The organism is Kitasatospora sp. NPDC023176 (genome assembly GCF_055560495.1).
Map to the genome: position 1 here is coordinate 41,999 of NZ_JBVHIP010000019.1, position 14,640 is coordinate 56,638.

The 14,640-nt window shown below is 74.8% G+C and carries 8 protein-coding genes; 6 read left to right on the forward strand and 2 right to left on the reverse strand.

Annotation, left to right across the window (positions count from 1 at the left end):
• Positions 1-164: 164 nt before the first annotated feature.
• The 6 genes from ACZ3YL_RS24420 (at position 165) to ACZ3YL_RS24445 (ending at position 8,068) form a co-directional block, all read left to right on the forward strand.
• A complete protein-coding gene (locus ACZ3YL_RS24420; protein WP_188302667.1) occupies positions 165-1,790 on the forward strand; it encodes an ADP-ribosyltransferase domain-containing protein in 1,626 nt (541 codons plus the stop codon).
• A 537-nt stretch (positions 1,791-2,327) separates the two neighbouring features.
• Entirely contained in the window at positions 2,328-3,059 is a 732-nt protein-coding gene (locus ACZ3YL_RS24425) for a thioesterase II family protein (RefSeq protein ID WP_465659843.1), read from the forward strand.
• Positions 3,060-3,146: 87 nt separating this feature from the next.
• On the forward strand, positions 3,147-3,338 hold the full coding sequence (locus ACZ3YL_RS24430; protein WP_465659844.1) for a hypothetical protein: 192 nt from the start codon (positions 3,147-3,149) through the stop codon (positions 3,336-3,338).
• Positions 3,335-4,897, forward strand: a complete 1,563-nt coding sequence (locus ACZ3YL_RS24435) for a lyase family protein (protein ID WP_465659845.1) — start codon at positions 3,335-3,337, stop codon at positions 4,895-4,897. Before ACZ3YL_RS24430 ends, ACZ3YL_RS24435 begins: the two co-directional genes overlap by 4 nt.
• Positions 4,894-5,832: a GHMP family kinase ATP-binding protein gene (locus tag ACZ3YL_RS24440; protein WP_465659846.1), complete on the forward strand. Its 939-nt coding sequence runs from the start codon at positions 4,894-4,896 to the stop codon at positions 5,830-5,832. The genes ACZ3YL_RS24435 and ACZ3YL_RS24440 overlap by 4 nt, the downstream gene beginning before the upstream one ends.
• On the forward strand, positions 5,822-8,068 hold the full coding sequence (locus ACZ3YL_RS24445; protein ID WP_465659847.1) for a pyridoxal-phosphate dependent enzyme: 2,247 nt from the start codon (positions 5,822-5,824) through the stop codon (positions 8,066-8,068). The genes ACZ3YL_RS24440 and ACZ3YL_RS24445 overlap by 11 nt, the downstream gene beginning before the upstream one ends.
• 89 nt (positions 8,069-8,157) lie before the next feature.
• On the opposite strand, the gene ACZ3YL_RS24450 is transcribed toward ACZ3YL_RS24445, so the two are convergent.
• Together ACZ3YL_RS24450 and ACZ3YL_RS24455 are read right to left on the reverse strand one after the other, a co-directional pair.
• Positions 8,158-13,062, reverse strand: coding sequence for an amino acid adenylation domain-containing protein (locus tag ACZ3YL_RS24450; RefSeq protein ID WP_465659848.1), 4,905 nt, complete (start codon positions 13,060-13,062; stop codon positions 8,158-8,160).
• 52 nt (positions 13,063-13,114) lie between these two features.
• A complete protein-coding gene (locus tag ACZ3YL_RS24455) occupies positions 13,115-14,389 on the reverse strand; it encodes an MFS transporter (protein ID WP_465659849.1) in 1,275 nt (424 codons plus the stop codon).
• Positions 14,390-14,640 lie beyond the last annotated feature (251 nt).

Genomic DNA, 14,640 nt, shown 5'->3' on the forward strand with positions numbered 1-14,640 from the left:
CCGCTGTCGATACCGACGCTAGTGGGCCCGACTGACAATCCGGCCGCCGCCGGCCGGGCGGGCGGGACTGTCAGCGCCGGCTGTTAGGAATGTCCCTGTCCGTCGGTGAGCTGACGGGCCGTCATTCGATGCCCCGCGTGGGCCGATCCAGCCGGAGTACCACCATGAGCGCTGCCGACACCCCCACCCCCACCCAGCCCGACCCGAACGACCCGCTGGCCCTCACCGAGCTCTTCCAGGGCGGCGGCGAGGCGTGGCTGCCGGTGCTGAAGCCCGTCATCGAGGCGCGGCCCGGCGCGGCCTCGTTCATCGGCCCGGGGCGCGACCCGGAGGTCGTGCCGGTCCGCGAGCTGACCTTCCAGGCGCTCAAGCCGCACGCCCCGCACCAGTGGAAGGTCGTGGTCTTCGGCCAGAACCCGTACCCGCGGCCGGAGAGCGCCACCGGCATCGCCATGTTCGACAACGCCTTCCACGACTGGAAGGACAGCCAGTTCGGCCGGGTGATCAGCATCCGCTGCATCATCAAGGCCGCGGCGATGTGGAAGTACGGCATACCGAAGAAGACGCCGATCGCGGACATCCGGGCGCTGCTGAAGAAGGAGGAGACGGTCCAGCCGCCGGAGTGGTTCCAGGCGATGCTGACCCAGGGCGTGCTGCTGCTGAACGCGGCGCTCACGGCCAGCGCCGACGGGGCGATGGGGCCGGACCAGCACACCGGGTTCTGGCGGCCGGTGGCCGAGCGGATCGTGGAGGAGATCCTGCGGGCCAAGCAGCAGGCGGGGGAGGAGGACCGGGGCGTCGTCTTCGCCTGGTGGGGTGCGCACGCGCGCAGCCTGAAGAGTGTGGTGCAGCGGCTGGAGAAGAAGTACCCGGAGGTCGAGGTCCGGCACATCGACCACGCCAACCCGGCGGCCCAGGGCGACATCTTCTGCGACAACGAGCACTTCGCCACGGTGAACGCCGCGCTGGCCTCGCTCGGCGCGGACGAGGTGGACTGGCTGCCCAGCAAGGGCTGGAACACCGACGCGGCGACGGGCGGCGGCGCGGACGGCGGTGTCGCCGAGCGGATGGGCGCGTTCATCGCCTCCACGATGGAGCTGCACCAGCTGTATCTGGACCGCCTGGCCGGCGTGAAGGACGAGGGCCTCGAACTCCCGCCGATCAGCGGGGTGTTCGACACGCCGCTGATGGGCTTCCGGGAGGCCGTGGCGCCGGTGGCCGAACTGCTGCGCGGCCTGGACCGGCACGTCACCCTGTCGCACGAGTTCGGCAGGCGGCGGGCGGACGAGGGGGCGACGGCCGGGCTGTCCGCGGACGCGATCGCCGCGCTGTACCTCTACACCTGCGAGTCCGCGTTCTACCGGGAGATCAACGCGGTGCTGCGCTCGCCGGACCGCGGCCGGCTGGTGCCCTACCTGCCGTACCTGCGGCTGCTGTTCGCGGCGGTGTCGCGGCTGCCGGTGCGGACGGAGCCGCTCTGGCGCGGGGTGTCGCTGGACCTGCGCAAGCAGTACCCGCTGGGGCGGACGGTGACGTGGTGGGGCGTGTCCTCCTGCACCTCCGAGCTGGGGGTGGCGAAGTCCTTCCTCGGCAGCCGGGGCAAGCGGACGCTGTTCGAGGTACGGCCGCTGCGCGCCACGGGGATCCAGCGGTTCTCGGCGTTCACCGGGGAGGAGGAGTACATCCTGCTGCCCGGCACCCAGTTGGAGGTCACGGACGTGCAGGCCCAGCGCGGCGGGCTGTGCACCGTGACGCTGACCGAGATCGCGGAGGGGCCGCTGGTGTCCTGAACCCCTGGTGTCCTGAACTGCCGAGGCCCTGAGCCGCTGATGCCCCGAACCAGGGGCTGACCAAGGCGGGCGGGGCAGGCGCGCGGGCCGCTGCGCGCCGCCACCCCGGCGTGCTCACGCCCGTCCGCACGAACGGCGTTGGATTGGTCAATGCGAGTTCCGCGTGAGTTGCGCCACCGATTCCCCGCCGGGGTGGGCGGGTCGGGAAAATCGGAGCCCTTTCGGGAGGGGGCGTCGTAGAGTGGGACGGCCGATGATCGTCAACTATTGAGCGTGCTCACTCAGCTGAGGTACAGTCATCAGCGGTTGATCGGCACACTATTCATCATCCTCGATGGCAGAACCGACCAGGCGGCACAACCGGCCTCCGCAGAGCGGCGATCCAGGGACGGATCGAATGGGTTCTGGCATCTTTTCCAGAAAGGCCGCTTCGGAGACCATGGACTTTCCGGACGACCTCGGGCCAAAAGCCGGACTTCCGGGATGGCGCCCGTGAACGGCCAGATACCTCCCGACAAATGGTTCGTTTCCCGAGAATTGCGTCCGGAGGCGCCGGTCAGGCTCGTCTGCTTCCCCTATGCGGGCGGCGCCACGGCGGTCTACTCCCGCTGGCCGGCCGCGCTCGGCCCCGATGTCGAGGTCGCCGCGCTGGCCCTGCCCGGCCGGGAGCGCAGGATCGGTGAGCCCGCGGCCGTGGAGGTGGAGCGGATCGCGGAGGCCGTCGCGGCCTCCGCTGACCGGCCGTACGCGCTGTTCGGGCACTCGATGGGCGCGCTGCTCGCGTTCGAGGTGGTCCGCCGGCTGCGCCGGGCCGGGGCCGAACTGCCCGTCCACCTCTTCGTCTCGGGCTGCCCCCGGCCCGACCAGCAGCGCGGCGAGGACATCTTCGACGGCCTGTCCACCCTGCCCGACGAGGAGTTGCTGGCGCGGCTGGTCCGCGGTGGCGGCCTGCCCGCCTTCGTCCTGGACGAGCCGGAGCTGCTGGAACTCGTGCTGCCCGTCTGCCGGGCCGACTTCGGCTGGCTGGACGCGTACGACTGCGGCGACGAACCGCCGGTGCCGGTGCCGATCACCGCCTTCGCCGGCACCGAGGACGCCTCGGCCCGCCCCGAGGACGCGGCCGGCTGGGCCGCGCACACGACCGGTCCGTTCGCCCAGCACGCCGTGCCGGGCGGCCACTTCTTCCTCGACGACAACCTGGACGCCATCAGCCGGGCGATCCGCGCCGCGATCGGGAGCCCCGCGATCGGGAGCTCCGTGGCGGGGTAGCCCCGTGGCGTGACGCCGGGTGCCCCGGCCGGGAGCCGCGAGGGGCCCCGGCCCGCGAGGGGTCGGAACGACGAGTCAGGAACTGTGATGGGGGATGGAACTACCGGGCCGGCCGCGCCCGGGGCGGACGGTCAGCGGCGCGCCCGCGGGGCCGTGGTGGCCGGTCCGCCGCGCGAACCCGCCGACCGCACCGCCCGGTTGCCGGGCGGCACCGCGCCGTCCGCCCCCGCCCCCGTGCGCGGCCTGCTCGAGGACTACCTGCTGAGGAGCACGTCATGACGGTGACCGGTCGGATCGACGGCATACCGAGCGAGGTGTGGCACCAGGAGGTGCTGGCACCGCAGTTCGCCTACGAGGCCGAACACCTGCTGCGGCACTACGTGGCGATCGAACGGGTGCTGCTGCTGGAGTACCGGCGGATGGGACTGGTCGACGCGGCCGGCACCGCCGCGATCGCCGCCCGGCTGGACGAGGTCTCCCCGGAGACCGTCCGCGCGAACCCGCGCGAGAACATGTCGGACATCTCCTTCGCCCTGGAGCGGCACGTCGCGGCCGGGCCGGTCGCGCCGTTCGCGGCCTGGCACGCCGACCGCAGCCGCAACGACCTCCAGGTCTGCGCCCAACTGCTGTCCGCCCGCGAGCAGGTCCGGGCGCTGGCCGCCGACCTGCTGGCCTTCGACGCGGCCGTCCGCGAGCTGGCCGGGGGCGCGGTCGAGGTGCCGATGCCCGGCTACACCCACTCCCAGGCCGCCCAGGTGATCAGCCCCGGCTTCTACCTGGCCGCCCTGTCCAGCGAGACGTTGACCGCCGTGCGCCGGCTGCTGGCCGCCTACGACGAGATCGACGCCTCACCGCTGGGCGCCGGCAGCATGGCCGGGCAGGAACTCGACTGGGACCGCTCCCGGATGGCCGAGCTGCTCGGCTTCGCCCGGCCCCAGCCGCACGCCCTGGTGGCCGTCGCCTCGCGAGGCTGGGCGCTGGCGATCGCGGGCGAGGCGGCGCACTTCGCCGTGGCGCTCAGCCGCTTCACCACCGACCTGATGGCCTGGGGCGGCAGCGCCCACGGCTTCCTGGACCTCCCGGACGAGCTCTCCGGGATCTCCGCCGCGATGCCGCAGAAGAAGAACTTCCCGGTGCTGGAACGGATCCGCGGCCGCTGCGCGCTGGTGGCGGGCAGCGCGGCCGAACTGGCGGCGGCGCAGCGCAACACCCCGTACACCAACACCGTCGAGGTGTCCAAGGAGGCCGGCGCGCACCTGCGGGTGCAGACCGAGGCGCTGCGTTCGACGCTGCGGCTGGCGCTCGCCGTGGTCAAGGGGCTGGTGTTCCGCACCGACCGGATGCGGGCGGCCTGCGAGGGTGAGTTCCTCGGCGGCTTCACCCTGGCCAACCGGCTGACCCTGGACGAGGGCGTGCCGTGGCGGAGCGCGCAGGTGATCGCGGGCCGCTACATCAAGGCGGCGCTGGACAAGGGGCTGGCCCCGGCGGACGGGGACGCCGCGCTGCTGGCGGCCGTCGCGGCGGAGGCCGGGCACCGGCTGTCCGGGCCGCGGGCGCTGCTGGACGCGTCGCTGAGCGTCGACGCCGGGCTGCGCGCCAAGACCTCGGTCGGCTCGACCCACCCCGACCAGGTCCGCGCCACCCTCGCCGAACTCGCCGCCGAGCGGGAGCGCCTGGCGGAGGGCTGGGCGCAGCGGTCCGCGGTGGCGGTGGCGGCGGCCGAGCGGGTCGCGGCGCTCCTGGCGCCGTCGGCGCAGGCCCCGGCAGCGCAGACCCCGTCGGCGCAGGCCCCGCCGGCGCAGGCCCCGGCAGCGCAGACCCCGGCGGAACGGTCTTGACCCCGCACCCGCCCGGCCCGCCGAACCGGCCCCCGGCCCCTGGCGTCGAGCTGCGGACCGGCACGGCCCGCGCCTTCGGCACCTTCGGCGAACTGCTCCAGGGCGCCCTGCCCGACGGCCCGGAGTTCCTGGTGACACTGCCGGTCGACCGCTGGGCGCGGGCCCGCTTCCGGCTGGACCCGGACGGCCCGCTGCGGGTGTTCCCCGCGGACAAGACCAAGACCCGGCGGGTGGCCGAGGCGATGCTCGCCGCCCGTGGCGTGCCGGCCGGCGGGGTGCTGGTGCTGGACGGCGACCTGCCGGTGGGCAAGGGCATGGCCAGTTCCTCGGCCGACCTGGTGGCCACGGTCCGGGCGGTCGGCGCCGCGCTGGGCCTGGACACCTCGCCGGCCGCGGTGGAGCGCTGGCTGCGCCCGATCGAGCCGACCGACGGGGTGATGCACCCCGGGGTGGTGGCCTTCGAGCACCGTGAGGTGCGGCTGCGCGAGCGCCTGGGCGGCCTCCCGGCGGCGACGGTGGTGGCGGTGGACGAGGGCGGTCTGCTGGACACGGTGGCGTTCAACCGGGTGCCGAAGGCGTACTCCCCGGCGCAGCGCGCCGAGTACGCGGAGCTGCTGGCGGAGCTGGCGGCGGCGGTGCGGGCGGGGGACCTCGCCCGGGTGGGTGCGGTGGCGACCCGCAGCGCGGTGCTGAACCAGCGGCTGGCGCCCAAGCGGAACCTGGACGCGATGCTGGCGATCGCCGCGCGGGTCGGCGCCGAGGGGGTGGTGTGCGCGCACAGCGGCACCCTGCTGGGCGTCCTGCTGGACGGGACGGCCGCGGACCACGGGCCCCGGCTGGCGGCCGCCCTGGCGGCCTGTTCGACCCTGCCCGGCACCGCCACCACGGTCCGGGCCCTCACCCTTCAGGACATGGAGCTCGCTCATGCGGCATGAATCGATCGTCGACGCCATCGGCCACACGCCCCTGGTCCGGCTGCGGGTGCCCGCGCCGGAGGGTGTCGAGGTTTACGCCAAGCTGGAGCTGGCGAACGCCTTCGCGATGAAGGACCGGGTGGCCCGGCAGGTGGTCACCGAGGCCCGGCGCAGCGGGGCGTTGAAGCCCGGGGCGCCGATCGTGGAGAGCTCCTCGGGGACGATGGCGCTGGGCCTGGCGCTGGTCGGCACCCATCTGGGCCACCCGGTGCACATCGTCACCGATCCGCGGATCGACCCGGTCACCCTGGCCAAGCTGCGCACCCTGGGCTGCGAGGTGCACGTGGTGTCGGCGATGGGCGAGCAGGGCTGGCAGTCGGCCCGGCTGGACCTGCTGGCCGAGCTGATGACCGGGCTGCCGGGCGCGTTCTGGCCGCGGCAGTACTCCAATCCGCAGAACCCGGCGGCGTACCGGGGCCTGGCGCAGGAGCTGGTCGCCGACCTCGGGACGGTGGACGTGGTGGTGGGCTCGGTGGGCAGCGGCGGTTCGCTGTGCGGGACGTCCCGGGCGCTGCTGGAACGTTTCCCCGAGCTGAAGGTGGTCGGGGTGGACGCCGTCGGCAGTGTGCTGTTCGGCCAGCCCGACGTGCCGACCCGGCGTCAGGGCGGCCTCGGCAACAGCCTCCACCCGGACAACATCGACTACCGGCTGATCGACGAGGTGCACTGGCTCTCCGACGACGAGGCCTTCGCCGCGACCCGGGCGCTGGCCCGGGAGCAGAAGATCTTCGCCGGCAACACCTCCGGCTCGGTCTACCGGGTGCTGACCCACCTGGCGGCGCACGCCGCGCCCGGCACCCGGCTGGTCGGCATCATGCCGGATCGCGGCGACCGCTACGTGGACACCGTGTACGCGGCGCACGCCGACCTCACCGGGGACGCCCTGGTCGCGACCGAGCCCGCCCCGGTGCGCTACGGCGAGCTGGTCCACAGCTGGTCCTACGCGGAGATCTCCCGCCGGGAGCGCCCGCTGCTGCTGTTCGTGGAGTCCAACACCACCGGCACCGGCATGCTCGCGCTGACCACCGCGGTACGGCTGGGCCTGGAGCCGGTGCTGTTCGTGGTGGACCCCTCCCGCTACCAGGGGCTGGCCGGGACCGGCGCCCGGGTGGTGGTCTGCGACACCGACGACCCCGAGCTGCTGCGCAAGGCCGCCGAGGAGGCGGCCGGCGGCCGCGAGGTGGCGGGCGTGACGACCACCAGCGAGTACTACCTGGTCCAGGCGGCGGCGCTGGCCGAGGAGTTGGGCGTGCCGGCCAACCCGGCGGCGGCACTGGCGGCCTGCCGGGACAAGTCGGCGACCCGGCGCACCCTGTCGGCGCACGGGGTGCGCCAGCCCCGCTTCGCCGAGGTCCGCGACCCGGCCGAGGTCGCGGCGGCGGTCGCCGCGGTGGGCCTGCCCTGCGTGGTCAAGCCGGTCGACGAGTCCGGCTCGCACGAGGTGCTGTGGTGCGAGGACGTCGCCACCGCCACCGAGCAGGCCCGCAGGCTGCTGGCGGTCACCCGCAATGTGCGCGGCCAGGCCAGCGCCCGGACGGTGCTGGTCGAGGAGTACCTGACCGGCCCGGAGTTCAGCGCCGAGATGTTCCTGACGGACGGCGAGGCGGTCTGCGTCGGCATCACCCAGCGCACCGTCAGCGAACTGCCGTACTTCGTCGAGACCGGGCACCTGTTCCCGGCCGTCCTGCCCGAGGAGACGGCGGCGGCGATGGCCGACACCGCCCGGCGCGCCCTCGCGGCGGTCGGGCTGGAGCGCGGCCCGGCGCACGTCGAACTGCGGCTGACCGCCGACGGGCCGGCCGTCATCGAGATCAACGCCCGGCTGGCCGGCGGCATGATCCCGGAGCTGATCCGGCCCGCGACCGGCATCGACCTGCTGGACCAGCAGATCCGCGCCGCCGCCGGCCTGCCGCTCAACCTGGCCCCGGAGCGCGCCCGCTCCGCCGGGATCCGCTTCCTGCTCGCCGCCGAGGAGGGCCGGCTGGCCGCCGTCGAGGGCGTCGGGAGGGCGGGCGCGGTCGCCGGGGTGGAGCGGGTCACCGTGACGGCGGCGGTCGGGCGCCCGGTGCGGCCGGTGCGGGAGTCGTACGACCGGCTGGGCCATGTGATCGCGGTGGGGGAGGGGCCGGAGCAGGTGACCGGGGCCCTGGACGCCGCGCTGGCCGAACTCACGGTCGTGGTCGAGCCCGCGGAGTAGCACGGCCTACCGGAGCGCCCGCGGAGGAGCACGGCGGACGGGAGCGCCGGCGGACCACCCGTCCGCCGGCGCTCCCGTCCGTCCCGGGGTCAGGCCCGCCGCTCCGGCGGGACGCGCAGCGCCGCGCGGTCGGTCCGGCCGGAGGGCAGCGTCGGCAGGGCGTCGAGCACCACGAACCGGGCCGGCGTCATGACCCGGGGCAGCGAGCGGGTGCAGTGCGCCCGCAGCTCGGCCGGGGTCGGCCGGACGGGCGGGGTGGGCCGGGCAGCCGGGTCGGCCGGGCCGGTGGGCGCCGTCGGGGTGACGAAGGCGACCAGCGCGGGCCCGCCGGCCGCCGAAGCGTCCAGCACCACGGCCGCGTCGGCGACCTTGCGGTGGGCGCCGAGGACGGCCTCGATCCCGCCGGGCTCGATCCGCTCCCCGTCGATCCACACCTGGTCGTCGGCCCGGCCCAGCCAGTGCAGGTCGCCGTCGGCCGTCCAGCGGGCCAGGTCGCCGGTGCGGTACATCCGCTCGCCCGGCGCGCCGAACGGGCAGGGCAGGAAGCGGTCGGCGGTCAGCTCGGGGCGGTTCAGGTAGCCGCGGGCCAGGCCCGGCCCGGCGAGGTGGATCTCGCCGGTGACGCCGGGCGGGACGGGGCGCAGCTCCTCGTCCAGGACGAACAGCCGGGAGCCGGCGATCGGCTCGCCGAGCGGCGGTACGTCCTCCCCGGACGGCAGGACGCGCAGCGGGCCGGACAGGGCGCCGAGCACGGTGGCCTCGGTCGTCCCGTAGGCGTTGTGCAGCCGGCGGCCGCGCCCCCAGCGGGCCACCGGCTCGGCGTCGAGCGGCTCGCCGCCGCTCACCAGCGCGCGCAGCGCGGGGAACGCCCGGTCGGGCAGCCCGGCCAGGGCGCTCGGGGGCAGCACGGCGTGGCTGATCCGCCGCTGCTCCAGCAGCAGGGCGAGTTCCTCGCCCCGCACCGGGTGGGCGGGCGCCACCACCAGGGCGGCCCGGGAGCGGAAGGCCAGCAGGAGTTCCAGCAGGTACGGGTCGGAGGTGGGGGAGGCCTGCTGGAGCACCCTGGGCTGCTCCCCGTCACCGCCCGCGATCCGGTGCAGCCGCTCGCCGAGCGGGGCCAGCCCGGCGTGGGTGACCACGACGCCCCGGGGCCGCCCGGCCGACCCGGAGGGGTACCGCAGGTACGCGGCGTTCGCGGGGTGGACGGGTGCGGTGGCCGGGCGGTCGCCGGAGTGGTCGGCGAGGGCGTCCAGCAGGTCAGGGTCGTCCAGCAGCAGCGCGGGCGGGGCGCCGACGGGCAGGGCGGCGGCGCCGGCCTCGTCGGTCACCACCAGGGCGGGCCGGGCGTCGGCGAGCACGAACGACAGCCGCTCGACCGGGAACCGGACGTCCAGCGGCAGCACCACCCCGCCCGCCTTGGCCACGGCCAGCACGGCGAGCAGCAGTTCACCGCCGCGCGGCAGGGCGAGCGCGACGGTGCGCTCCGGGCCGACGCCGCGGGCGACCAGTTCGGCGGCCAGCCGGTTCGCCTGCTCGTCCAGTTCGGCGTAGCTGAGGGCGAAGTCGTCCGTCTCCAGGGCAGGGGCGTCCGGCGCGGCCGCCACCGCCTGCTCGAACTGCTCGGCCAGGGTGGCCGGTTCGGGGGCGGGGGCGCCGGTGCCCCAGGCGCCGAGGACGGCTTCACGCTCGCCCGGGAGCAGCAGCTCCCACCGGGAGATCGGCAGGTCGGGCTGCTCGGTGGCGACGGCGAGCGCGAGCAGCAGGCGCCGGGCCAGTGCCGCGCCGCCCGCCTCGTCGAAGCGGTCGGCGCCGACCGTCAGGGTGCCGCTGATGGTGGCGCGGGCGCGGTCCTCGGTCAGCTCGACGATGACGTCGAACGGGGTGGCGGGGGTGCCCAGGTCGAAGGCCTCGGTGGGCAGCCCGCCGAGCGCCGGCACCGGCTCGGGCTCGCCGTTGAGGCTGGTCATCACCTGGAACAGCGGGTTGCGGCCGGGCCGGCGGGGCGGGTTGAGGGCGGTGACGATCTCGTCGAAGGGCAGGTCCAGGTGGTCGTGCGCGGCGAGGTTGGTCTCCCGCACCCGGGCGATCAGGGTGCGGAAGCTCGGGTCGCCGGAGGTGTCGGCGCGCAGCACGGCGGTGTTGATGAAGCAGCCGACCAGCTCGTCCAGCGCCTGGTCGGAGCGCCCCGCGGTGGGGCTGCCCAGCGGGATGTCGGTGCCGGCGCCGAGGCGGGTGAGCATCGCGGCCACTGCGGCCTGCAGCAGGATGAACACGCTGGCGCCGTGCTCGTGGGCGGCCGCGGTGATCCGCCGGTACAGCTCGGGGCCGGTGTCGACGGGGGTGGGCAGGCCGCGGAAGGTCGGCGCGGCGGGGCGCGGCCGGGCCCCCGGCAGGGCGAGTTCCTCGGGCAGTCCGGCCAGCGCCTCGCGCCAGAACGCCAGGCTGCGGCCGAACGGGCTGTCCCGGTCCTCGGCCCGGCCCAGTTGCTGTGCCTGCCAGAGTGCGAAGTCGGCGTACTGGAGGGGAAGTTCATGCCATTCGGGGGCCCGGCCGGCGGCCCGGGCGGCGTAGCCGGCCGCCAGGTCGCGGCAGAGCGGGGCGAGCGAGAGCCCGTCGCAGGCGATGTGGTGGACGTCCACCAGCAGCACGTGGGTGCGCGGGCCGGTGCTGAACACGTGCAGCCGCAGCGGGACTTCGGCGGTCAGGTCGAACGGGGTGTCCAGTGCCGCCCGCAGCGCCCGCTGGAGGTCGTCGGGGTGGACGGCGACGGTCCGGACCACCCCGGCCAGGGCCTCGGGCGGCTGAATCGACTGGCGCGGCGCACCGGACCGGGTGTCGGCGGGGAAGAGCGTCCGCAGGATCTCGTGCCGCCGGCCGAGGTCGACGGCGGCCGCGGCGAGCGCGGCGAGGTCCAGGGGGCCGTCGATCCGCACCGCCAACGGCATGTGGTAGAAGGCCTGTTGCTGCTGCTGCCCGAGCCGGTTGACGGTCCAGATCCCGCGCTGGGCCATGGACAGCGGAAGCACCTCGGGCCGGGGCCCGGTGGCGGCCGGGATCGCGCTGCGGGCCGGTGCCTCGGCGGGCGCCGCGGTGGTCTCGTCCAGCAGCCTGGCCAGGTCGGCGAGCACCGGGGCCTTGAGGACGTGACGGACGGACAGCTTGACCGACCACTGCCGGCGGATCCGGGCGACCAGCCGGGTGGCCAGCAGGGAGTCCCCGCCGTCGCGCAGGAAGTCGGTGTTCCGGCCGACCGCCTCGGTGCCCAGCAGCCGGGACCAGATTGCGGCGAGGGCCCGCTCGGTGGCGGTCGCGGGGGCGGTGGACCCGGCGGACCCGTCGGTGGCCGGGGCGGGACGGGCGGCCGGGGCCTGCGGGTCGGCGGCGTACTCGACCCGGCCGTCGGCCAGGACGCGCGCCCGGCGCCCGCTCGGCGCGCCCGCCAGCAGCAGCTCGCCGTACACCCCGGTGGGCGCCCGGTTGCCGTACCGGTCTCGGACCTCCGCCTCGGCGCCGTCCGCCGTGGCGGGCCCGTGGGTGCCCAGCGGCAGCCGGCCGACGCCGGTCGCGGCCGTCGGGCCCGTCCCGTCCGCCGTGTCGGTGTCGCCCTCGGTGAGGAAGGCTTCCAGCAGGGCCAGGTAGTCGGCGGCGAGCCGCTCCACGGTCTCCCGCTCGAAGAGGTCGCTGGCGTAGTCGAAGGCGAAGCCGACCTCGTCCGCGGTGTAGCTGACCGCCAGCTCCAGGTCGAACTTGGCGGAGTCGTTGCGCATCTCGGTGATCTCGACGGACAGCCCCGGCAGCTCCGGCGGCGGCACCACCTGGTTGACGCTGCACATCACCTGGAACACCGGGTTGCGGGACGGGTCCCGGGCGACGCCGAGCGCCTCCACCACCCGGTCGAACGGCACGTTCTGGTGGGACAGCGCCTCCGCCGCCACCGTCCGTACCTGTCCCAGCAGTTGGCGAAGACTCGGATCGCCGGCCAGGTCGACCGGCAGCGCCAGGGTGTTGGCGAAGTAGCCGATCACCGGCTCCCACTCGGCCCGCGGCCGGTTGGCCACCGGCACGCCGACGACCACCCGGTCCTCGCCGTTGTAGCGGTGCAGCAGCGCGGCGAGCACCGTCACCGCGGTGGCGAACAGCGAGGCCTCGTGCCCCGAGCCCCAGGCGGCCAGCCGCTTCTGGAGGTCCGCCGGGACGGGCACCGTGACGGTGGCGCCCTCGCCGCTGAGCAGCACCGGCCGGGGCAGGTCGGCGGGGATCCCGGCCTCCTCCGGCAGCCGGGCCAACTGCTCGCGCCAGAAGGCCAGCTGGCCCCGGTAGAGCTCCACCGTGGCCGGTTCGGCCTCCCAGGCCGAGTAGTCGGCGTAGCGCACCGCGAGCGGCGCCGGCGCGGTGGCCGGGCCGCCGGCCCGGGCGGTGTAGCAGGCGCCCAGCTCCTGGAAGAGCAGCCCCTCCGACCAGCCGTCGGTGATCGCGTGGTGCAGGGTGACGGCGAGGTGGTGCACCGAGGCCCCGACGCGGATCAGCTTCACCCGGAACAGCGGCCGGCCGGCCAGCGCGAACGGGATCCGGCTCTCCTCCTCGATCAGCGCGATCGCGGCCGGCTCGCCGCGTTCGGTCAGGTCCAGCTGCTCCCAGGGCAGTTCGTCCGGGTCGAGCAGCAGCTGGAAGACCTCGTCCTCGTCGCCGGCGAAGGTGGTGCGCAGACCCTCGTGCCGCGCGACCAGGTCGCCGACCGCGAGCCGCAGGGCCTCGGTGTCGAGCTCGCCGGCCAGCCGGAGCCGGAACGGCACGTTGTAGGTGGAGTTGGGTCCGTTCAGCTGCTCCAGGAACCAGAGCCGCTTCTGCGCCAGCGACGCGGGCGCCCGTCCGCCACCCGGGCGGGCGGCCTCGGTGGCGGGCACGGTGACGGGCGTGGGGGTCGCCTCCTCCGCGAGTGCGCGGGAGAAGACGGCGTCCAGTGCGGCGCGGCCGACCGCGTCGGTGTCGTTCAAGAGACCTTCTGGCCTTCCTGGTCGTGGGGGAGGTGACGTAGCTGACGAAGTGTCAGATGGTGGCTGGGGTGGGGGCGGGGGCCTCGGCGGGGGCGCCGGTCGCCCGGCGCACCGGGGAGAGGCCGAGCAGCAGGGCGGCCAGGCCGATGCCGCCGGCGCACACCACGATCGCCGGCCGGGTGCCCAGGAGGGCGCCGAGGGCGCCGCCGGCCATGGCGCCGAACGGGGTGCCGGCCATCACGATCATCCGGGTGGAGGCGTTCATCCGGCCCTGCATGGCGTCCGGGGTGATCGCGGCCTGGTAGCTGCGGATGTTGACGCTGCTGGAGATCACCAGCACGGCGTAGGCGATCTGGACGAACATCAGCATCGCGAAGGCGATGCCCGCGGGCATCAGCGTCGCGGCCGGGATGACCAGTTCGACGGCGGTCATCGCCACCGTCACCCAGACCACCATCCGGCCGAACGGCAGCAGCCGGCCCAGCCGGGCCGCCAGCAGGGCGCCCACCAGGGAGCCGGCGCCCGTCCCGGCCAGCAGGGCGCCGACCAGGATGCCGGGCAGGTCCAGGGTGCGGGTGACGAAGACCAGGAACAGCGGGTCGATCGCGATGGCGGAGAAGTTGATCAGGAAGGTGGCGGGCACCAGGAAGCGCAGTGTCGGGTTGCCGAAGACGAAGCCGAGGCCCTCGCCGATCTCCTGCCAGAGCGAGGACGGCTCGCCGCCGGTGGGCCTCTCCGGCACCGGCTCGCGCCGGCGGATGCGCAGGGTGCAGGCCGCGGCCAGCCCGAAGGCGAAGACGTCGAGCAGGATGACCACCGGGCCGGTGAGCAGTTGCACCAGCAGGCCGCCGACGGTCCGGCCGCCGATGTTGGAGACCGAACTGCTCAGCTCCAGCTTGCTGTTGCCCTCGACCAGGTCCTCGCGCTCCACCAGGGCGGGCAGGATCGAGGCGCTGCCGATGTCCGAGACGGTGCTGCAGGCGCCGGTGCCGAACACCACCACCAGCAGCAGCGGGACGCTCAGCAGGCCGGCCCAGGCCAGCAGCGGGACGGACAGCAGGATCAGCGAGCGCGCGACGTCCGCCGCCACGATGATCAGCTTCTTCGGCCGCCGGTCCAGCCAGACCCCGACGAACAGGCTGATCAGCAGGTAGGGCAGGAACTCGGTGGCCAGCAGCAGGCCCATCTGGAACACCGAGGCGCCCAGGCTGACCGCGGCGAGCAGCGGGACGGCCACCGCCACCATGTTGGCGCCCAGCATGGAGAGCGTCTGCCCGGCCCAGAGCCTGCGGAAGTCCGCGTGCTCCCACAGTCCGTCGAGCTTCACGCCGTCGGTCCTTCCTGCGTCGTGAATGCGGAAAGTGGTGGGGGGTGCCCTGGAAGTCGGATGTCCGGTGCCGCGCGTCCGCCGCACGTCCGTCGCGTGTCCGTCGCGCGTCCGATAAGGCGGGGAACTCGATTCGGCGCCCCTGGAAGCCGCCCCCGGAACGCCAGCATACAGCCGGTAAATGGCCCGGCAAGGGGCAAGATCTCACGCCGCCGGTAAGGGAATTGACCTCTGTCATGATCGCTGCGAGT

What these genes read in the sequence shown, in the direction of transcription:
- ACZ3YL_RS24420 (WP_188302667.1), top strand. Translation starts at nt 165, where the DNA reads ATGAGCGCTGCCGACACCCCCACCCCCACCCAGCCCGACCCGAACGAC.
- ACZ3YL_RS24430 (WP_465659844.1), top strand. Translation starts at nt 3,147, where the DNA reads ATGGGGGATGGAACTACCGGGCCGGCCGCGCCCGGGGCGGACGGTCAG.
- ACZ3YL_RS24435 (WP_465659845.1), top strand. Translation starts at nt 3,335, where the DNA reads ATGACGGTGACCGGTCGGATCGACGGCATACCGAGCGAGGTGTGGCAC.
- ACZ3YL_RS24445 (WP_465659847.1), top strand. Translation starts at nt 5,822, where the DNA reads ATGCGGCATGAATCGATCGTCGACGCCATCGGCCACACGCCCCTGGTC.